This window comes from Arsukibacterium sp. UBA5043 (assembly GCA_002415085.1).
Taxonomy (GTDB): domain Bacteria; phylum Pseudomonadota; class Gammaproteobacteria; order Enterobacterales; family Alteromonadaceae; genus Alishewanella.
Map to the genome: position 1 here is coordinate 25,099 of DIBV01000002.1, position 19,118 is coordinate 44,216.

Sequence of the window (19,118 nt, forward strand, 5' to 3'; positions counted from 1 at the left end):
CTAATGCAGCGTTTTACCATGAGGGGGCTGCGGGCTGTATTTCAAACCTACTTCATTAAAGCAGCACAGCACCATCATACGCACATGCTCCAGTACCAGATAATAGGCTTCTTCGTTCTCGTGTTTGCTGCCGTCAGTTACGGTATGAATATCAACCCGGGTCACTTCCGTCAGCTGGTCCAGCGCTTCGCGCACGTCTTCTGACACCAGCGACAAATCAGTTTGCTGCACGGCAAAGCCCACTAAAAATGCCTGTGACCATTCTACCAGCGCCTCTAACCGCTCAAACAGCGCATCGTCATCACTGGGCAATAACACAGTAAACGAGAAATCATTTTTGTTAAGGCTATCGGCGGTGGCATCGACTAACTGCTGTACCTGTTTCTCCAGTGCTGATGGTAATGCCTGACCATCGTTCAGAAAATCGTACAGCACCGGTAATAAGGCTTTAGCATCAGCCTTAACGCCAGCACATAACATGCCGGCAAGCAGACCATGCAGCTCAGCGGCCGAGGCCATAACATGAGCCTGCTCCAGCTCACTACTCCAGCGGTCATAAGTTTGAATCAGGGGGTTACTCATAGCTTATTCTTCACAAATTGATACGCTAATATCCTATCACTGCTGCAGGCCAACTGCCAGTAAGCTGCAGCAGCAAACCGTATTGCCGGATATCTGAGCAATGAGTCAGCAATTGTTAGCTTGCCCCTTATAAGCTGACAACTCAGCTGCTATACTTAAGGCGTTCTCTGGGTTGTTTGTAATGTTATTGACGTCCCTGAGCCGATAATTGTTTTATCCAGGAATTCTTCTGCGTTGCTTTTGTGCAGGCCCGGCTCGTACCGGGAAGCCTACGGTAACCATGAGACTTCCGCCTTGAACCGTGGGTTCAAGGGCTTAAATAACAAACGGCAACCTGGAGAACCCTTCATTCATTCTTCAGTAATTCAGCGTTAGGGCAGCAAGGGTATTCTGATGTCACTACTGCAGCAGACCGATTTGGGCGCAGTGCCCCCCTCCCGGCAGGCTATACGCCAGCATGTTCGCCTGTTACGCCAGCAGTTAGCTGCCACCACACAATCCCAGGCCGCCAGCCAACTGGCAGAACAGGTATTAAACCAGCCTGGTATTATGGCAAAACAACATTTTGCCGTTTATCTGGCCAACGACGCTGAACTGGCTACCGGACCGTTAATTCAGGCGTTATGGCAAGCCGGTAAACAGGTTTACCTGCCGGTGTTACACCCATTTTGCCCGGGCTATTTACTGTTTATTCATTACCAGCAAACCACAGCATTGCAGCCAAACCGCTTTGGTATTCCCGAGCCTGGGCTTAACTGTGCCAACGTAATGCCTATTGCCGCGCTTGATATCGTCTTTACCCCGCTGGTAGCGTTTGATGCCAAAGGCAACCGCCTGGGCATGGGCGGCGGTTTTTATGACCGGACCTTGTCGCAACTGCCCGCTAACAGCCTTTGCCAGGTGATTGGCCTGGCCCATAACTGCCAGCAGGTAGCAAACATACCCACAGAAAGCTGGGATGTGCCGCTGCAACAGCTTATAACACCAGCTAAGTATTTTGATTTTCGAAATCTATAAAAGCAGGCCAGAAACCCGATCTGGTCATCACAGAGTGTCTGAGCCCTGCGAGTTGCTGTGATGAGCAAGGGCGGGTATTGTGGCCGGCGCTCAGTACAATGAACCCTCTGTTAAACTGTTTTCCATTTTTTTGGCTTTTGCCCTTTTGTCTGTGGTCGCTTTCGATATAATATCCATCTGTACGGCTAAACGCTAAATACACCCTGTTCAAACAAGAGAACTGCCATGACCCAAGATGAAATGAAACGTGATGCTGCCTGGGCAGCCCTGGAATTTATCAGCAAAGACAGCATTGTCGGGGTGGGTACAGGTTCCACTGTTAATCATTTTATCGATGCCCTGGCCACTATCAAAGATGACATTCGCGGCGCCGTATCCAGCTCAGAGCAATCGACTGCCAAATTAAAACAGCTGGGAATAACGGTGTTTGACTTAAATGACATCAGCGAGCTGAGTATCTATATTGATGGTGCTGATGAAATTAACGACCAGAAGCAGATGATTAAGGGTGGCGGCGCTGCCCTGACCCGCGAAAAAATTGTCGCTGCGGTAGCCGGTACCTTTGTTTGTATTGTTGATAGCACTAAACAAGTTGAGCTGTTAGGTCGCTTTCCCCTGCCCATTGAAGTGATCCCGATGGCCAGCAGCTATGTCAGTCGCGAGCTGGAAAAGCTGGGGGCAAAGCCGGTATTGCGCCAGGGTGTGATAACCGACAATGGTAACCAGATTATTGATGCCCATGGCCTGCAGATTATTGATCCGCTGGCACTGGAGCAGCAGCTGAATAATATCGTCGGTGTGGTGACTAATGGCTTGTTCGCCCGACGTGGCGCCGACATAGTATTGGTTGGCAGCAGCAGTGGTACCCGCGTCCTTAAATAAGAACATGAAATAAACCACAGTGGCGGCAACTGCAGTGAAGCCTGAAATCCTTATTTTAAAATTAGAGCAACGAGAAAAAAATGGAAAAATATTCGCTGGCCAAAGACAAAATAAAAATACTGCTGCTGGAAGGCTTGCACCAGAGCGCAGTGAAAACCTTTACTGATCAGGGCTACACTAATATCGAATACCTGAAAACCTCGTTACCTGAGGATCAGCTAATCGAGCGGATCAGCGAAGCACATTTTGTCGGTATTCGCTCCCGGACCCAGTTAACAGAGCGGGTACTGGACGCGGCGAACAAACTGATGGCGATTGGCTGTTTTTGTATTGGTACTAACCAGGTCGATTTAGATGCGGCACTGAGACGGGCTATTCCGGTGTTTAATGCGCCGTTCTCTAATACCCGCTCGGTAGCAGAATTAGTGCTGGGCCAGATTATTATGCTGCTGCGGGGTATTCCACAGCGCAATGCCGCCGCTCATCGCGGTGAATGGTTAAAAACCGCCGATAACTCCTATGAAGCACGGGGCAAAACGCTGGGGATTATTGGTTATGGTCACATTGGTACGCAGTTAAGTATTATGGCTGAGCATATCGGCATGCGGGTGCAGTTTTATGATATCGAGAGCAAACTGGTGCTGGGCAATGCCAATCAGGTTGACTTAGCCACCCTGCTTGCTACCTCAGATGTGATCAGTCTGCATGTACCGGAAACACCGCAAACTAAAAATATGATCGCGGCAACGGAGTTAGCGCAAATGAAACAGGGCGCCATTTTAATTAATGCCTCGCGCGGCACCGTGGTTGATATCGATGCGTTAACCGCCAGTTTGCAAAGCAAAAAGCTGGCTGGCGCCGCTATTGATGTGTTCCCGGTGGAACCCAAAGGTAATGATGAAGAGTTTGTCTCGCCACTGCGCGCCTTCGATAATGTGCTGCTAACACCACATATTGGCGGTTCTACTCAGGAAGCCCAGGAAAACATTGGCTATGAAGTGGCCGGCAAGATGGTTAAATACAGTGATAACGGCTCAACGCTGTCGGCGGTAAATTTTCCGGAAGTATCGCTGCCTGAACATAAAGGCCGCTCACGTCTGCTGCATATTCATAAAAACCAACCGGGTATGATGACCAAAATTAACGAAACCTTTGCTAAACATAATATCAATATTTCCGGCCAGTACTTACAAACGGTGCAGGATATTGGTTATGTGGTCATTGATGTTGATTCAGAAGATCATGAACTGGCCTTAAACGAGTTAAAAGCCATTCCGGGTACATTAAGGGCGCGGGTACTGCACTAAGTTAGTACGACTGAAAAAAGCTGTCCGCTTTGCGGGCAGCTTTTTTTATCGCTAAAACGTATAAACCAGAGACGCTGCGGTTTCCGTGTCCATCGTTTCTGCGTCACCTTCAGGGCGCGAGTTGTGCCGGGCGGTAAAACTAAAGCGCATCGATAATCTGTCAAATAACTGCGAAGTAAGGCTGCTGCGACTAACAAAAGTGGAGTTGGCGCCATCGAGTGACACTGAGCCCTCGAAGCTTTGTTTGAAGCTGCTGCCTTTATAAATTTTCTGCTCCATATTAAACGCCAGAAACCAGATTAAACCGGTATTTGTTCTGCCGCTGGCACTGCGCTGATGCGCGAAGCCCGGCCCCGTCTCTAAATCAATATAATTGGCTTGCATTTCATATACCCGGTTGGCATAACCCACTGCCAACGAGCTTTGAACTTTAAAGGCGCCGAACTTATCGTATAAATAAGCGCCACGTCCGAACACAGACTGACGGCCAATTAAAAACTTGTAGTTACTCTGGCCGGTAATACCATATCGTTTGGCAGTAGTAACGTCGTCATTTTGTTCAGTGATGGCATTAAATACTTTACTGCGTTGGATCCGGCCATACAGCTGGTATTTATTACGAAAGTACTCCATTTCATGTGATAACTCACTGTTTACCCTGATAGCCTGCGCCTCGGTATTGCCGGTATTCACCAGCAAACCAAGCTCGATGTCGCCGCCAATGGTGCCAAGAAACTCTAACGGCAACTGAAACGTTGGCGAATCGCCAATAGCAACACCATCAACATCTGAATTGCTATCAGCAGAATCAGCATCATCGGCTGACACTGGTAACATTGCCGGCAGCAGCAGCGCCAGCAAAAATACTCTAACCAGGTTTACCACGGTATTAGCTTGCCTCTGCCCTTTTACTAATAAATTCCAGCGCCATATCTATTCTGGCCAACGTTCGCTCACGACCAATAAGCAATAACGTTTGGTCCAGTGCTGGTGAATTACCGCCTCCGGTTACCGCTACCCGCATTGGCATGCCAACTTTACCCATGCCCAGACCCAACTGCTCAGCAGCAGTATTGATGGCGTGGTGGATAGGTTCTAATTGCCAGTCGGTTAGCTCAGCCAGCTTTTGTCTGACCAATGCCAGAGGCTCGGCAGCAACCGGTCGCAAGTGCTTTTTGGCCGCATTTTCTTCAAACTCACTGAAGTCTTCATAAAAATAACGGCTGACTTCTACCAGCTCTTTTAAGGTTTTCACCCGCTCGGCCTGAACACTGATTACAGCAGCAATTGCTGGCCCGCTACTGGTGTCCAGTTGCTGTGCTGTCAGATGCCAGTGCAGTTCTGCAGCTACCCGCGCTGGCGGCAGGGTTTTAATATAATGCTGATTTAACCATAATAGTTTTTCGGTATTAAAGGCTGAAGGCGCCCGGTTACAATCTGCTAAATCAAACAGTTCTATCAGCTCATCTTTACTGAAGATTTCCTGATCGCCATGCGACCAGCCCAACCGCACCAGATAGTTAATTAATGCTTCGGGCAGAAAACCATTGTCCCGGTATTGCATAACGCCAACCGCACCATGGCGCTTTGACAGACGTTTGCCATCATCACCGAGGATCATCGGCACGTGCGCATACTTAGGAATGTCTGCGCCAAGGGCTGCCAGAATATTCATTTGCCGTGGAGTATTGTTGACGTGATCATCCCCCCGGATAACGTGAGTAATGCCCATTTTCCAGTCATCGACCACCACTGTAAGATTATAAGTTGGGGTACCATCGCTGCGGGCGATAATTAAATCGTCCAGTTCGCTGTTGGCGATTTCAATCCGGCCTTTAATCATGTCGTCAATGACGACCACGCCGTGTTGTGGATTTTTAAAACGGATAACAAACGGCTTGTCTGCCGGATGGTCGGTACGATCGCGCCACATGCCATTGTATTTTGGCTTTTCACCGGCAGCCATTTGCGCTTCACGCATTGCATCGACTTCTTCTACCGTACAAAAACACTTATAGGCTTTGCCTGCAGCCAGCAGTTGGCCAACCACTTCTTTGTATAAATCGAAACGCTGGGTCTGGTAATATGGGCCTTCGTCATGGGCTAATCCCAGCCATTGCATGCCCTCCAGGATGGCGTCAACTGAAGCCTGATTTGAACGCTCTAAATCAGTATCTTCAATACGCAAAATAAACTTACCGCCGCGCTTTTTGGCATAGAGCCAGCTGTATAATGCTGTACGGGCACCACCAACATGCAAATAACCGGTAGGGCTTGGCGCAAAACGGGTAACTAACGACATAATTAATCCAACATAGGCGAAAACTGAGTTGGCACTATTGTAACAATGCTCGGCTAAGGATGCACCATCCGTGCAACGGCATTAGGCGGCCAATTCATCGCAAAACACCCGGATGTTTACTTTTACAGCAATCGGTCTGCTTTTTAAAAAATAATGTTGACACTAAATTCATGCTCCCTATAATGAGCGCCATCAAACAGCGTGGATTGTTAGCTCAGCTGGGAGAGCACCGCCCTTACAAGGCGGGGGTCACTGGTTCGAACCCAGTACAATCCACCAATTTGATGTCTTATCATGAAGAGCACCGCCCGCTCTTTACGACGAGACGGTGATAACTGGCTTAAGCCAGTACAATCCACCAATTTGATTTTTTAAAATATATTAGTATATCTCCCGTGGATTGTTAGCTCAGCTGGGAGAGCACCGCCCTTACAAGGCGGGGGTCACTGGTTCGAACCCAGTACAATCCACCACTTCTTTATATAAAACCATACGAAAGCACCGCCCTCTCCTTACCAAGACACGGTTGCCACTAGCTCGAACCCAGTACAATCCACCACTTCTTTATATAAAACCATACGAAAGCACCGCCCTCTCTTTACTAAGACACGGTTGCCACTCATTCCAACCCAGTACAATCCACCACTTCTTTATATAAAACCATAAGAAAGCACCGCCCGTTCTTTACTAAGACACGGTTGCCACTAGCTCGATCCCAGTACAATCCACCACTTCTTCAGCGGCTCATTATTTCTTTTGCAGTGATGCTTGTTGTTTTTTCTGTTGGGCCTGCACAATCCGGCGCATAATATCTTTCCATGACACTATGCCAATTAAATGCTGCTGTGCGTCAACCACCAGTAAACAACTGATATTATGCTGCACCAGCATAGTAGCAGCCTGTAAAATACCGGTATCTTGCGACACGCTAATTACCGGTGACGACATTATCTGACCTACTTTGCGCTTTTGCATAAATAGCTCAGTCGTACTTTCTGAGGCCGTATCCACAATAGAGCTTACGGCCTTAAAGTAATCTTTCACCGATACGATACCAATTGGCTGCTGCATACTGTTTATTACTGGCACATGCTGAAACTTTGTCTCTGTAAACAAGGTTCGCAAACTTGCCATACTGGCATCCTCGGTGGTTGCGCACACTTTTCGGCTCATAATTGACGCTAGCGACATACTTTGTACCTGAATTTTTATACCATCATGATACTTTAGCGTACAACTTAAAAAATTCACTAAAAAAAAACGTCCCGAAGCGGGACGTTTTTTTCTTTGTAAACCGGCTTGGTGAACGCTACGCCAGCTGTTTGACCAGGGCGGCTGCCACGGCGTGGGCACTGGCCGGGTTCTGACCGGTAATCACCCGGTTATTTTCAATAACTAACTCGCCCCATGGCTGGCCTTTACGGTACTGCTTCGCTGCCCGGGCCAATGATTCTTCCAGCAAAAATGGGATCTTGTCGATAGTGCCGTAGTCGACTTCTTCTTCGCGGGTAAAACCAGTGACTACCACATCTTCAAGCAGTTTTCTGCCGTCGCTCAGGGTAATCGGCAATAAGCCCGCCGGACCATGACAAACTGCCGCCAATATACCACCTTGTTCATAATGGCGGGCACTTAACACGGCGACGCTTTCATCGCTGGCCAGATCGGATAACAAGCCAAAGCCTCCCGGATAAAAAATCGCATCGTAATCATCAATATTAACTTTTGATGCCACCAGGGTATTATTAATCCGGTTCTGAAACTCCTCATTGGCCAGAATACTGGCGTTTATCTTATCATCTTCAATGTCGGTGCCGTACAAAGGGGCTTTGCCACCTTTTATAGAGGCTAAATCATAATAAACATCAGCTTTAAGAAACACATCCAGCGCGTGAGTAAGCTCAGGTGAGAAAGTGCCGTTGGCTTCATCGGTATCACCCAGGGTGCCGTGGTTAGTTAAAAATATCAGTACTTTTTTCATTAATCCTCCATTGATCCGAAGTGGTACCCTGCTCAGGTAGTATTGACTCCGGGTTATATTCTAGCTTAGTTCTAGCCTATGTAACTTACATTGGATCACTTACCCCAGAGTTCAAGGGTAACGGCAGATAACAATGCGTGTGCATTCAATTATTGATCTGCTGTTGCCCCAGCTAAAACTTGCTATAGTAAGCAAAGTGATTTAATCCCCTGTCGGAACCCTATACTGCATGAACACAGCGCCGCGCCGCGATGAACGCATTCTGGTAATAGACGATCAAAGTCTGGCTCAGGGCTTTTTCCGCTTTGCTTTGGAGCAACTGGGTTATCAGAATATTTTTCTGGCCGAAAGGGCGAACGTGGCGTTAAACCTGTGTCGGGACAATCAGTTCGATTTGATTATCTGCGCCCATAATCAGCAACAGGGTAAAGATGGCTTTCAGCTGTATGAAGAAATTAAAGCCAAAGGTCTGCAGCAACTTAGCTGTGCCATTATTTTTATCAGTGCCGAAACCGACCCGTCGCTGGTGCACAGTGTTATCGAACTGCAACCGGATGAATTTCTCGCCAAGCCCTTTGTGATTAAAGATTTACAGCTGCGGATTGAACGGGTATTACGGCGCAAACAACAGTTACGTGAGGTGTATCAGGCGCTTGATGCCAGGGACGATAACAAAGCACTCGTCGCAATAGACTCACAACTGGCCGATGCCCGGCAGCATAAATTATTCCCGTTATTGCTGCGCCTCAAGGGCGATATTTTACTGCGGCAGGCCGATGATGTCGCAACAGAGAAGTTTTTCCGAGCCATGCTCAATATTCAATCGTTTAGCTGGGCCCGGATGGGGTTGGTGCGTTGTCAGCTAGCCCAGGGCAAAGAGCAACAGGCCTTTTCTGAACTGGAAGCCTTACTGGAACGCTCAGAAAGCCGGTTATTCGCCCTGGATTTATTAGCTGAACTGGAATTTAAACAACAGCATTATCAGCAGGCACAGCAACACCTACTGCAAGCTGCCGAGCTGGCACCACGTAATATGTTTCGTCAGCAGAAATTACTGCAGTTATCCCGAATAAACCACGACTATGAAAATCAGTACCGGGCTGCCCGTGATATGGTGAAATATGCCCGTTACTCGATGTACGAGCAACCTGATTTATATCTGACACTGGCCCGCGCCAGTATAGACTACGCCCTGAGCGTTGATGATGAAGAGCAAAGCAGTCGCTTAAATCGCCAGGCGGCGGTGTCACTCAGCACTGCGCAGCGTCAGTATGCCAGTGGCAGCAACACTGCCCTGGAAAGCCAGCAACAGGTGTTGCAGGCAAGGTTATTGTATTTGCAGGATCATAAAGACAAAGCTCAGGCCATGCTCAGCACCCTGGAACCGTTACAGGAGATAACCTCGGTTGAGGGCGCGCTGGACCGGGCCAAAGCATTGCATGAAGTGGGATTAAGCCAGGCATCTGCTGAATTATTTCGCCAGATCAGCAACCATTGTCAGCGACAACTGGCAGACCCGCTTTTTAACCGCTATTTACAGCAGGAACAGCAAGAGCGGCTGGCAATGCGCCTTGGCCCGCGGGAACTGAATAATAATGCGGTAACCTTGTACAAACAGGGTAACTGGCAGGAGGCTTTTGATGCCTTTAGCTTAGCTTATAAGGTGATGCCCAAAAATGCTGGTATTGCCCTGAACTTGTGGCAAACCCTGTTGACCAGTCCACTGTCATTGTGCGCCCCCTCAGATAAACAACGTTTGCTGGATCAATGCCAGGTATTAATCGAAAACAGTGTTTTAAAACAGGAGCAGCAACAGCGGTATCAGCAACTTAAACTAAAACATTTACATCATCAAACTTATTAAGGGCGGTTAGCAGCCGCATCGTTATCAGGTTTTATTTGTTCAGGCCACTCTTGAAAAATTAACGGCAGGGTTTTACTGCATGCTAACCACAGCATCGCCACGACTAACAAAGAGGGGGCGATTAATCGCCAGGGCGCGTCGAGAATAACATCTGCATCCAGGCCGCTGACACTATGCGCAAAATCAGCCAGGGTTACCAGCCACAGCAACCACAGTCCGGGACGCCACAAATAGTACCAGAAGCGACGGCCTTTTGGTTTTCGCTGACTTAATGCAGCGAGCAATATCATTAGCGGCAGCGCTATCAGACAGGCCACTAGAAAATCGTGCTGCCTCGGATAAAACTGGCCGAGCAAGCTATGCTCGGATCGCATCATACTCAGCTCTGCAACCCAGCAGATATAAGGCCGCAGTAACAATAGCAACAGGCCGTAAAAGCGCATTGGTATTTGCAGTAGTCCGTTATTGTCCAACAGTGGCCAGTAGTGCTGAGCGCTCATATTGTTGCAATCCTGTGCATCTTAAACCTGGCGCTTACGCTGGGCGAACAAACCAAGGGCTATAAAAATTGCCAGGCAAACCCAGGGCAATTCTATGTTGGTTAAGCGCACCAGCCAGCCCGCCACAACCGGGGTTAACCAAATAGTGATAGCACCATAACCAAAGGCGCACACCAGGATAAAAATACCAGTGCGCCAGATAAAGTGCAGGCTGCTAATCTGGCGGCGAATAAAACGATTAATATCATCACCAAATACCACCAGACATGTAGCTACCATCGCCAGCGCGATATCCCGAATATAAGGTCGGAAAAATAAGCCCCAGTCTGTTAGCAACTGATACAACAGCTCCATGCTCAGGCCACTCCGTTACGGTTAAAAAGATCTAACATTTGCTGCTCAGTCCATACCGGCACATTAAGATCGTTAGCTTTTGCCAATTTAGAACCTGCATTGTCACCAGCAATAACCGCATAGGTTTTCGCTGACACTGAGCCTGACACCTTCGCTCCCAGCTGCTGCAAACGGGCTTTGGCGTCATCCCGACCCATCGCACTGAGTGTTCCGGTGAGCACCACGGTAAATCCCGCCAGCGGTTGTGCTGAAGCCTGTTGCACCGTAATGTCTGGCCAGTTTATTCCCACGTGCTGCAGATCAGCGATAACCTGCTGGTTATGCGGCTCAGCAAAAAAGCTCAACAGGTGCTCTGCCACGATATTACCGACATCATTAACCGCCAGCAGCTGCTCCACAGTGGCATTAGCGATAGCTGGCAGGCTGCCAAAGTGCTGCGCCAGATTAAGCGCGGTAGCCTCTCCCACCTCACGAATACCCAGGGCATAAATAAAACGGGGCAAACTGGTCTGGCTTGACGATTTAATCGCATTTAACAGCTTTAATGCCGACTTTTCTGCCATCCGCTCCAGGCCAATTAATGCCGGCATATCCAGGGTGTAAATATCCGCCGGGGTTTTCACCAACTGCTGGTCGACTAATTGCTCTACCAGCTTGTCGCCCAGGCCATCAATATCCATCGCTTTACGGCTGACAAAATGCTTAATAGACTCTTTTAACTGGGCCGGACAAAACAGGCCGCCACTGCAACGCGCCACCGCCTCGCCACTAACCCGCTCTACGGCTGAATGGCATACCGGACAAGCTGCAGGAAATACAATATCGTGCGCCTGAGGTGGCCGGCGTTCAAGCAACACGGCGACAATCTGTGGAATAACATCGCCCGCCCGGCGCACGGTAACGGTGTCTCCAATTTTAATACCCAGACGGTTAATTTCGTCCTGGTTATGCAAGGTGGCATTGCTGACGGTAACTCCGCCTACTTCGACTGGCGCTAACCGTGCCACCGGGGTTATCGCGCCGGTGCGGCCCACCTGAAACTCAACATCCAGCAAGGTGGTCAGTTGCTCCTGCGCCGGAAATTTAAAAGCAATAGCCCAGCGTGGCGCCCTGGCCACAAAACCCAGTGCCTGCTGCTGCGCCAGACTATCAACCTTGATAACAACACCATCAATTTCAAAACCAAGCTGATCCCGCTGCTTCAGAATGTCATGACAATAGGCAATAACGGCACTAATTCCTTTTACTTTTTTCAGTAGCGGACTTACCGCTAAGCCCATACTTTGCAGCTGCTGTAGTCTGGCGTAGTGACTACTCTGATCAAGCTGAGTGTGAGTATCTTCAACGTCACCAACTGAATAAGCACTAAACGACAGCGGTCTGCAGGACGCTATCTTAGCGTCGAGCTGCCTTAAGCTGCCGGAGGCGGCGTTGCGCGGATTAGCAAATAACTTTTCACCACTGGCACCCGAGCGATCATTCATTTGGGCAAACATACTAAGAGGGATATAGGCTTCACCGCGGATCTCAAGCATTGCCGGATGTTCATCTCCCAACAGCTTTAATGGCACAGATTTAATTGTTCTGGCATTTTGCGTGACGTCTTCACCTGTAAAACCATCCCCCCGGGTAACCGCTCTTTTTAAAAGGCCATGCTGATAATGCAAACTCAACGCAACCCCATCCAGTTTTGGCTCACAACAAAAGGTTATTTCACTTTCCGAGTCCAGACTCTCTGATATACGCTTATTAAATTGACTGAGCTCTTCCTCGGTTTTAGCTTTCTCAAGTGACAACATTGGCAAGGTATGTTCAAACTGGCTAAATTTATCAAGGGGCTTTGCGCCAACCCGCTGCGTGGGTGAATGTTCCTGGATAAAATCTGGATATGCCGCTTCCAGCGCAACCAGCTCGTCGAACAGCTCGTCGTATTCGGCATCAGGGACACTAGTGGTGTTTAAGTTGTAATACGCATGAGAGTATTGGTGCAACAGCTCTGTTAGTTCCAGAATTCTGGCTTTTTTTGAATCGCTCATTTACTTTCACTACCGAATGAAAAACGGCAGGGAAAGCCCTGCCGTATTAAATTAATATCTGACGTTAGCCGTGAATCAATTGCTGACGCTGAAATTCACGAATTTTATCAACATAATGGCGAACCGTCTGTACCGTTAATACACTACGCTGGCCATCCAGTACCTGACCTCCGAATTCTTCAGCCAGTTTTTTTGCTGCATTATGCATTAAGTTAAAATTCTGCAATGGCTCACCCGGCCCGGGCAGGGTCATAAACAAGCTCAGCCCCCGGGTACTGATTTTATCAATCTGCTCTAAATCAAAAGTGCCCGGATTAAACATATTCGCCAGGCTAAATAACACATCACCGCCGCCGGCACTGTCCAGATGACGATGGAAAATATCCATGTCACCATATTTAAAGCCCAGGGGTAATAGCGCCGACAGCAAATCAGGGCCTTTAATGTCGCGGCCTTCGGGTAATAATACATACAGAATTAATACTTCTGAGGGCTGATGTGCTGACTTTTGCTCCGCTACTGCACCCGCATCGGCCTTGGCATCTGCTTGGCGCGCCACAGTATCAGCAGGCTGGCGACGTGGGCTTTCATCTTCGGCCAGGGCACTGAAATTAATAGCCGGTTCGGTTTTATCGTCCGCGCCGTCAAAATCGAATTCTGGCTGTTGCCGGCTAACGTCCCGGTTATTTCCGGCCTGAGGGGCGAGCTCTGGCTGGGCTGACGATGGGTTGATTTTCGGCTCAGTGCGCGTCGTTTCAGGAGCCGCAGGCGCGCCGCTGCGTGATTTTACTACCCGCACCGGGCCAACACCCAGATCATCAAACCCTTCAGTTTGCTCAGGCGCAGCCGTCGGCGTAGCGTCCGGATGATAGCGATGATTTGTCTGACGGTTATTTTTTCTTACCGTCCACAGTCCATGAATAAACAGGCCGCCCAGTACCAGCGCCCCGATAATAATTAATACTAATCTCAACTCATCAGCCATAGTTGTACCTTTTTATGTTATCAGGCTACTGCCAGCTTGACAGCATCATCCACATCCACAGCCACCACCCGCGATACCCCAGGCTCTTGCATGGTGACGCCCATCAGCTGTGCTGCCATTTCCATGGCAATTTTATTGTGGCTAATATAAATAAACTGCACGGTTTCCGACATCTCCCGGACCAGATTACAAAACCGGCCGACGTTAGCATCGTCTAACGGTGCATCTACCTCATCCAGCATACAAAACGGCGCTGGATTCAGTCTGAATATGGAAAACACCAATGATAAGGCCGTTAGCGCTTTTTCACCACCCGATAATAAATGAATTGTACTGTTTTTTTTGCCAGGTGGTCTGGCCATAATAGTAACACCGGTTTCCAGTAAATCATCTTCGGTTAGATCCAGATAGGCACTACCGCCACCAAAAACTTTTGGAAACAGTCCCTTTAAGCCTTCGTTTACCTGTTCAAAAGTTTCTTTAAACTTCTGTCGGGTTTCTTTATCAATTTTACGGATTGCGGTTTCCAACGTATCCAGTGCGCCGGTTAAGTCGTCGTGCTGACTATCGAGATAGTGTTTACGCTCAGCCTGTTGCTCATATTCGTCAATGGCAGCCAGATTTATGGCCCCCAGCCGAACCACTGCTTCAACAGTTTTATCCAACTGTTGCTGCCAGAGCGTTTCCTCAGCATCTGCTGCCAGCTGTGGCATGACCTCTTTTATATTGACCTGTTGTTCGCGCAGCAGTTCCAGCATATTGTTGGCCCGGACCCGACACCCTTCAGCATCAAGGCGCAGGGATTCAAGTTGCTGCCTTTTCTGATTCAGCTGTTGCATTATACCTTGTTGCCCCTGCTCCAGCTCACGCATTTTCTGCTCTAGGCCAGCCAGCTTATCAGTAGCTGCCACCATCGCCTGTTCGGCGTCCTGCCGGCTTAGCAGCGCCTGCTGTAATTGTTCCTGCAGCAGAATTTCCGGCTCGTCGTTTTCATTGAGCTGCTGCTCCAGGGTGAATATTTGCTCACGCAGTTGCGCCAGTTGTAATTGTGCCCGCTGCAGATTCTGCGCCAATCCCTGCTGCTGTCGTTCGGCCACAGTGAGCTGCGTTTGTAGTTGCCGGCAGAGCTCTTTATGCTGATCGACCCGTTCGCGGCTGTGTTGCAATGATAGCTGTGCCTGTTGCTGTGTCTGCTGCAGGTGTTGTTCCGCTTCGGCGTGTTCGTCTAAAATAAATTGTGCCTGTTGCTGGCGCTCGTCCAGTAATGCCAATTCAGCGATCAACCCGTTATGATTAGCACTAAGCTGCTGACATTCAGCCTCCAGCTGCACTTGCTGTTTATAAGCCAGCTGCTGTGCCTGAACGTGCAGCTGACGCTCGGTATCGGCTTGTTGTAACTGCTGCCGAATACCAGCCAGCAGCTGTTGTTGTTGTGCTAATGCCTCGCGCGCACGGCTTTGTGCCTGCTGAGCTACAGTTAATTGCTGCTCTGCCAGCGCCTGACCGGCGGCCAGCTCAGTCAGTTCAGCATTGATAGCGGCTAAGCGTTCACGGCGCAGTAAACCTGAGTCAGTACTGTCGTTACTACTGCTGTGGCCCCAGTTCTGTCCCAGCCACTGGCCGGCAGTCGTGACAACCGACTGCCCTGGCGCAAGTGCTGCAACCCGTTGTTGCGCCGCAGCCAGCGAGTCAGCCAGGAAAATATTTTGAAAATAATCCGGATAATGGCCGCTACTGATGACACTGGCCAGGGTATCAGGTGCAGCCTGCAAACGTAGCGGGCTGACATAATTAAAATCATCCTGCAGAGTATCAGCATTGCCAATGCTGGCGTGTTGCAGCGGACCAAGCGCCGCAGCGACCGCAGCAGCCCAGCCTGGTGCCACCGCCAAGTGCGACACTAAAGCCTGCTGGCTGTGTTGCTGACGTTCATCAAGCGCCGTTAACCGTTGCTGCTCCTGATTTAAAATATGCTGTCGGGTAACCAGCGCGGCCAGCTGTTGCTTTATTGCTGCAACTTGAGCGGCCGTATCCTCTGTGCTGACTAATGCCAGCTCAACCTGATGCTGTGTGGCGTCACGCTGCGTTGTTAATTGCTGCGCCCGAGACGCCATCTCGTCAGCATGTGCGGTAGGTTGTTGCTGCTGTAACTGTGCTAACTGTTGCTGGCGCAATGTCAGCTGGCTTTGATACTGACGTGCCTGATTGTCGGCACTTTGCCAGGCTAGCTGAGCCTGTTGCTGTTGCTGGCGCAAATTAAAATGGTGTTGCTGCCACTGCTGCCACTGCTGTTGATGCTCAACCAGGGTAGCTTGTGCCAGCTGCAACTGCAGCTCCAGCTCTGCCAATTGTGCTTCGCCTAACTCAAGTTCCGGGCCATATTGTTGCTGCTGATCAGTCAGCTCGTTCAGTAGTGCTTGCTCACTGGCGATAAACTGTTCGCTATCGCGCAGTGCCTGCTGCTTTTGCTGCAACTGGTTACTGAGTATTTGCTGCTGCTGGCGCTGATGCAAAATTTGCTGCTCGAGCCTGCTAATGGTATTCCCCAGCTGATAAAAGCGGCTTTGCTGTTGCTCAGCTTGCGCCCTGGCCTCTGTGGTTTGCTCTTTTAGCTCAATCAGGATGCGTTGCTCGCCCTGCATGCCAGCCTGATATTTTTCCAGCTCGGTTTCCTGGCTTGCTAACTGCTGCTCTAAGCCCACCAGCTGGTTATTAAATCGCAGCCACTTGAGAGTTGTTAGTTCGGCTTTAAGTTTGCGTTCCTGCGCTTTTAACTCTTTGTAGCGCTGCGCGGTACTGGCCTGGCGTTTAAGTTTCTCGATATTTTTGGCCAGTTCTTCACGCACATCGGCCAGTCGGTCAAGGTTTTCACGGGTATGTTTAATCCGGTTCTCAGTCTCGCGCCGTCGCTCCTTGTATTTGGAGATACCAGCGGCTTCTTCAATAAATACCCGTAATTCCTGCGGTTTTGATTCAATAAGCCGCGAGATCATACCCTGTTCAATAATGGCGTAGCTACGGGGCCCCAGACCAGTACCCAGAAAAATATCGGTAATATCACGACGACGGCACTTGCTGCCATTTAAAAAGTAGCTGGATTGTGCTTCACGGGTAACCAGCCGTTTAATCGAAATTTCACTACGATCGGCCATATTGCCGCTAAGCCGGCCCTGGGTATTTTCAAATACTAATTCGACTGATGCCTGCGATACCGGCTTACGCTGGCCTGAGCCGTTAAAAATAACGTCGGTCATCGCATCGCCGCGCAGATTTTTAGCCGAGCTTTCACCCAACACCCAGCGCACTGCGTCTATGACATTGGATTTGCCACAGCCATTGGGGCCAACTACTGCGGTCATTTGCTCAGGAAACGGCACCTGTGTTGGGTCGACAAAGGACTTGAAGCCCACCAGTTTAATATGTTTTAAGCGCATCAGTGCCCGGTATTATTGTTATTGGTATGCGTATCAGCAAAATGTAACAGCAGCAAAATAACCTGTCACGCAAAAATCAGTCAGACTTCGGCGTGCTAAAGCTCTTGCGGCGCCAACGCTGTGCTTTCTCTGCTACTGTGATTTTAACCGCTGCGCGGCTTTTTCGGGCGAACACCACTACAGGCCTTGAAACGAGCAAATTATTTGGGTAAATCACTTGTTCGTTATCTTTGGTTTGCAGCACCGTGCTAAACAGATTAATTTCGACAATCCGTCCTTCAAGGTGGTTGCCGCCATCAATCACCCGCACGTCCATGCCTTTGGCGAAGGCTTTCTGGCCAAGCAAAATAAAAAAAGCAGTGATATTGCTGAGTAAACTCCAGGCCGCAAATAATGCCACACCAATTACGGCGATCATGGATGACGCCAGTACCAGCAAGCCACGGATATCCACACCCCATATCACGCTGAGCACTACAATCAGCAGCAGCACCAGCAGAATATGAAATACCGCCGCAGCGCGCTTATTCATATCAGCCTTTAAACGGCTGTTGGCGATGATTTGATACAGTAGCGGCATAACCCGGTAACTGATAATAAAATACAGTATTACCACCGACACGGTGATAATAAGCTGTATGGTTACCGGGTTAAAATGGCGGAGCAAATTTTGGCTGTATTCGAAAAAAGACACGGTAAATTCCTTGCTACTCAATCTAAATCGTTCAGTGGCCAGCGGACGATATAGTCTTCAAAATTATCCAGATCAACGTGAGTTTCGCAAATCGCCTTATTACGTACCGACATTTGTTTTTTATGCATCAGGCTTTTTTTACCGTTATTAAGTAACGGATGCCAGCTTGGTAAGCCGCGACCTTCATGCAGCCGCCGATAAGCGCAGCTGGTGGGCATAAAGAAAATATCTTTCAGGTTCCCTTTGGTAAGTTGAATACAATCGGGTACCAGCACGGTTCGCTGACTATACTCGGTACATTCGCATTTGTGACTATTCAGATAACGACAGGCAATATTGGTATAGTGCACCTGCTCATCAGCTTTAATAACACTGGTTGGCCCCTGTTCTTCGTCATCGTCAATAAATTTATTCAGGCAGCATTTGGCACAACCATCGCAAAGCGCTTCCCACTCCTCGTTAGTCATTTCATCGAGGGTTTTTGTTTCCCAATAACGCTCTGCTAAAGCCATACCTAACTTACCTTTGTATTAACAATGAAAAAGTCGGCCAGTTGCAGTTGCAGCTGATCGCCTGATTGCAGCGGTCCGACGCCCGCCGGGGTGCCGGTCAGTACCATGTCGCCTGGCAGCAGGGTAAAATGTTGGGTCATTTCACTAATCAGTTGGCTTATTCCTTTAATCATGTTGGCACTGTTTCCATGCTGTCGCTCTACCCCGTTTACCGCCAAACTAAAATCCAGTTGCTGTGGATGAGCAACATCGGCAGCCGGCACAAAACCCGCAACCGGGCAGGCACCATCAAAACCTTTCGCCACTTCCCATGGCCGGCCCAACTGTTTCAGGCTGGCTTGCACCTCACGCAGGGTTAAATCGAGTGCCAGGCTATATCCCCAGATCGCCGCTGTCACCTGCTCCGAGGTTGCATTCGTCAATTGCTGGCTGATGAGTACCGCGATTTCCAGCTCGTTATGCACCGCGCCGCGTCCACCTGGTATAGTAAAAGCCGGCGCCAGAGGGCGTAACGCAGTACTGGGCTTGATAAAAAACAACGCTTCGGGCGCAGTTTTACTTTGCATTTCAGCAATATGGTCCTGATAGTTCTGACCAATGCACACCACTTTACCCACGGGCAACGCGATGTTGCTACCGTCAACGTGCTGATGAGAATAATTCATGGT

At 49.3% G+C, this 19,118-nt stretch carries 17 protein-coding genes, 2 tRNA genes and 1 other RNA gene; 7 read left to right on the top strand and 13 right to left on the bottom strand.

The window, feature by feature from the left end:
• Positions 1 to 582 carry a UPF0149 family protein gene (locus tag B2Q61_RS02225; RefSeq protein ID WP_290621166.1) on the bottom strand — a complete coding sequence of 194 codons (582 nt, stop codon included), beginning with the start codon at positions 580 to 582 and terminating at the stop codon, positions 1 to 3.
• Between the two features lie 161 nt (positions 583 to 743).
• Between B2Q61_RS02225 and ssrS the strand changes: the two genes are divergently transcribed.
• The 4 genes from ssrS to serA all read left to right on the top strand — a co-directional run bounded on the left by ssrS (position 744) and on the right by serA (position 3,788).
• Positions 744 to 927: non-coding RNA, 6S RNA (ssrS, locus tag B2Q61_RS02230), on the top strand.
• Positions 928 to 975: 48 nt separating this feature from the next.
• Positions 976 to 1,599, top strand: coding sequence for a 5-formyltetrahydrofolate cyclo-ligase (locus B2Q61_RS02235; protein ID WP_290621165.1), 624 nt, complete (start codon positions 976 to 978; stop codon positions 1,597 to 1,599).
• A 225-nt stretch (positions 1,600 to 1,824) separates the two neighbouring features.
• Positions 1,825 to 2,481 carry a ribose-5-phosphate isomerase RpiA gene (gene rpiA / locus B2Q61_RS02240; protein ID WP_290621164.1) on the top strand — a complete coding sequence of 219 codons (657 nt, stop codon included), beginning with the start codon at positions 1,825 to 1,827 and terminating at the stop codon, positions 2,479 to 2,481.
• 80 nt (positions 2,482 to 2,561) lie between these two features.
• On the top strand, positions 2,562 to 3,788 hold the full coding sequence (gene serA, locus B2Q61_RS02245; RefSeq protein ID WP_290621163.1) for a phosphoglycerate dehydrogenase: 1,227 nt from the start codon (positions 2,562 to 2,564) through the stop codon (positions 3,786 to 3,788).
• 51 nt (positions 3,789 to 3,839) lie between these two features.
• Here serA and B2Q61_RS02250 read toward each other — a convergent pair whose 3' ends face one another.
• Together B2Q61_RS02250 and gltX are read right to left on the bottom strand one after the other, a co-directional pair.
• Positions 3,840 to 4,673, bottom strand: a complete 834-nt coding sequence (locus B2Q61_RS02250) for a DUF481 domain-containing protein (protein WP_290621162.1) — start codon at positions 4,671 to 4,673, stop codon at positions 3,840 to 3,842.
• 4 nt (positions 4,674 to 4,677) lie between these two features.
• Positions 4,678 to 6,090, bottom strand: coding sequence for a glutamate--tRNA ligase (gene gltX / locus B2Q61_RS02255; protein WP_290621161.1), 1,413 nt, complete (start codon positions 6,088 to 6,090; stop codon positions 4,678 to 4,680).
• 203 nt (positions 6,091 to 6,293) lie between these two features.
• Between gltX and B2Q61_RS02260 the strand changes: the two genes are divergently transcribed.
• Positions 6,294 to 6,369: transfer RNA gene (locus tag B2Q61_RS02260), tRNA-Val, on the top strand.
• Positions 6,370 to 6,487: 118 nt separating this feature from the next.
• Positions 6,488 to 6,563, top strand: a tRNA-Val gene (locus B2Q61_RS02265).
• Between the two features lie 274 nt (positions 6,564 to 6,837).
• Here the strand turns inward: B2Q61_RS02265 and B2Q61_RS02270 are convergent.
• Both B2Q61_RS02270 and B2Q61_RS02275 read right to left on the bottom strand, forming a co-directional pair.
• Positions 6,838 to 7,281 carry a CBS domain-containing protein gene (locus tag B2Q61_RS02270; protein WP_290621160.1) on the bottom strand — a complete coding sequence of 148 codons (444 nt, stop codon included), beginning with the start codon at positions 7,279 to 7,281 and terminating at the stop codon, positions 6,838 to 6,840.
• Between the two features lie 118 nt (positions 7,282 to 7,399).
• Positions 7,400 to 8,071, bottom strand: a complete 672-nt coding sequence (locus tag B2Q61_RS02275) for a type 1 glutamine amidotransferase domain-containing protein (protein ID WP_290621159.1) — start codon at positions 8,069 to 8,071, stop codon at positions 7,400 to 7,402.
• Between the two features lie 229 nt (positions 8,072 to 8,300).
• On the opposite strand from B2Q61_RS02275, the gene B2Q61_RS02280 reads away from it, so the two are divergent.
• Positions 8,301 to 9,935, top strand: a complete 1,635-nt coding sequence (locus tag B2Q61_RS02280; RefSeq protein WP_290621158.1) for a response regulator — start codon at positions 8,301 to 8,303, stop codon at positions 9,933 to 9,935.
• Here the strand turns inward: B2Q61_RS02280 and B2Q61_RS02285 are convergent.
• The 8 genes from B2Q61_RS02285 to B2Q61_RS02320 all read right to left on the bottom strand — a co-directional run bounded on the left by B2Q61_RS02285 (position 9,932) and on the right by B2Q61_RS02320 (position 19,115).
• On the bottom strand, positions 9,932 to 10,435 hold the full coding sequence (locus tag B2Q61_RS02285) for a DUF2919 family protein (RefSeq protein ID WP_290621157.1): 504 nt from the start codon (positions 10,433 to 10,435) through the stop codon (positions 9,932 to 9,934). The two genes, B2Q61_RS02280 and B2Q61_RS02285, sit on opposite strands and share 4 nt — an antisense overlap.
• A 21-nt stretch (positions 10,436 to 10,456) precedes the next feature.
• On the bottom strand, positions 10,457 to 10,789 hold the full coding sequence (locus B2Q61_RS02290) for a DUF3392 domain-containing protein (protein WP_290621156.1): 333 nt from the start codon (positions 10,787 to 10,789) through the stop codon (positions 10,457 to 10,459).
• A gap of 2 nt (positions 10,790 to 10,791) precedes the next feature.
• A complete protein-coding gene (gene ligA, locus B2Q61_RS02295) occupies positions 10,792 to 12,825 on the bottom strand; it encodes an NAD-dependent DNA ligase LigA (RefSeq protein ID WP_290621155.1) in 2,034 nt (677 codons plus the stop codon).
• 64 nt (positions 12,826 to 12,889) lie between these two features.
• Positions 12,890 to 13,810 (bottom strand): cell division protein ZipA, encoded by a 921-nt coding sequence (gene zipA / locus B2Q61_RS02300; RefSeq protein ID WP_290621154.1) that lies wholly within the window; start codon positions 13,808 to 13,810, stop codon positions 12,890 to 12,892.
• A gap of 20 nt (positions 13,811 to 13,830) precedes the next feature.
• Positions 13,831 to 17,244: a chromosome segregation protein SMC gene (smc, locus tag B2Q61_RS02305; RefSeq protein ID WP_290621153.1), complete on the bottom strand. Its 3,414-nt coding sequence runs from the start codon at positions 17,242 to 17,244 to the stop codon at positions 13,831 to 13,833.
• 76 nt (positions 17,245 to 17,320) lie between these two features.
• Entirely contained in the window at positions 17,321 to 17,938 is a 618-nt protein-coding gene (locus B2Q61_RS02310) for a mechanosensitive ion channel domain-containing protein (RefSeq protein ID WP_290621152.1), read from the bottom strand.
• 17 nt (positions 17,939 to 17,955) lie between these two features.
• Positions 17,956 to 18,450, bottom strand: a complete 495-nt coding sequence (locus B2Q61_RS02315) for a YcgN family cysteine cluster protein (protein ID WP_290621151.1) — start codon at positions 18,448 to 18,450, stop codon at positions 17,956 to 17,958.
• Positions 18,451 to 18,452: 2 nt separating this feature from the next.
• Complete coding sequence (locus B2Q61_RS02320; RefSeq protein WP_290621150.1) at positions 18,453 to 19,115, bottom strand: fumarylacetoacetate hydrolase family protein; 663 nt, start codon at positions 19,113 to 19,115, stop codon at positions 18,453 to 18,455.
• Positions 19,116 to 19,118: the final 3 nt, after the last annotated feature.

Coding starts and splice junctions, on each gene's coding strand:
- B2Q61_RS02225 (WP_290621166.1), bottom strand. CDS start 582: ATGAGTAACCCCCTGATTCAAACTTATGACCGCTGGAGTAGTGAGCTG.
- B2Q61_RS02235 (WP_290621165.1), top strand. CDS start 976: ATGTCACTACTGCAGCAGACCGATTTGGGCGCAGTGCCCCCCTCCCGG.
- rpiA (WP_290621164.1), top strand. CDS start 1,825: ATGACCCAAGATGAAATGAAACGTGATGCTGCCTGGGCAGCCCTGGAA.
- serA (WP_290621163.1), top strand. CDS start 2,562: ATGGAAAAATATTCGCTGGCCAAAGACAAAATAAAAATACTGCTGCTG.
- gltX (WP_290621161.1), bottom strand. CDS start 6,090: ATGTCGTTAGTTACCCGTTTTGCGCCAAGCCCTACCGGTTATTTGCAT.
- B2Q61_RS02270 (WP_290621160.1), bottom strand. CDS start 7,281: ATGTCGCTAGCGTCAATTATGAGCCGAAAAGTGTGCGCAACCACCGAG.
- B2Q61_RS02275 (WP_290621159.1), bottom strand. CDS start 8,071: ATGAAAAAAGTACTGATATTTTTAACTAACCACGGCACCCTGGGTGAT.
- B2Q61_RS02280 (WP_290621158.1), top strand. CDS start 8,301: ATGAACACAGCGCCGCGCCGCGATGAACGCATTCTGGTAATAGACGAT.
- B2Q61_RS02285 (WP_290621157.1), bottom strand. CDS start 10,435: ATGAGCGCTCAGCACTACTGGCCACTGTTGGACAATAACGGACTACTG.
- B2Q61_RS02290 (WP_290621156.1), bottom strand. CDS start 10,789: ATGGAGCTGTTGTATCAGTTGCTAACAGACTGGGGCTTATTTTTCCGA.
- ligA (WP_290621155.1), bottom strand. CDS start 12,825: ATGAGCGATTCAAAAAAAGCCAGAATTCTGGAACTAACAGAGCTGTTG.
- zipA (WP_290621154.1), bottom strand. CDS start 13,810: ATGGCTGATGAGTTGAGATTAGTATTAATTATTATCGGGGCGCTGGTA.
- smc (WP_290621153.1), bottom strand. CDS start 17,244: ATGCGCTTAAAACATATTAAACTGGTGGGCTTCAAGTCCTTTGTCGAC.
- B2Q61_RS02315 (WP_290621151.1), bottom strand. CDS start 18,450: ATGGCTTTAGCAGAGCGTTATTGGGAAACAAAAACCCTCGATGAAATG.
- B2Q61_RS02320 (WP_290621150.1), bottom strand. CDS start 19,115: ATGAATTATTCTCATCAGCACGTTGACGGTAGCAACATCGCGTTGCCC.